This window comes from Janibacter sp. LM (assembly GCF_039631275.1).
Taxonomy (GTDB): domain Bacteria; phylum Actinomycetota; class Actinomycetes; order Actinomycetales; family Dermatophilaceae; genus Janibacter; species Janibacter terrae.
Window position 1 is genome coordinate 1 of record NZ_JBDIVG010000105.1, and the last position, 332, is coordinate 332.

At 62.0% G+C, this 332-nt stretch carries 1 protein-coding gene; it reads left to right on the top strand.

The genetic code is table 11. The features are described from left to right. Positions 1 to 69: 69 nt before the first annotated feature. A partial coding sequence (locus tag ABC138_RS17635) for a transposase (protein ID WP_345914482.1) occupies positions 70 to 332 on the top strand: 263 nt, incomplete at its 3' end.

Here is a 332-nt window from a genome sequence, read left to right on the forward strand (position 1 = left end):
GGGACTGCTGCACGATCAGGTGACATCTGATCTGTGGTGCCCAAGGGTGCTGCTGGAAGGATGTGCACTGTGCCGAAGCCATACCCCAAGGAGTTCCGCGACGATGTGGTTCGTGTCGCGAGGAACCGTGAGCCGGGCGTTCATCTGAAGCAGATCGCTGCCGACTTCGGCATCAGCGAGTCGTGCCTGACGAACTGGATGAAGACCGCCGATGTCGAGGACGGTGTGAAGCCGGGAACGACAGCGAGTGAGAACGCCGAGCTGCGTGAGGCGAAGAAGCGGATCCGCCTCTTGGAGCAGGAGAACGAGGTCCTACGCCGCGCGGCCGCATA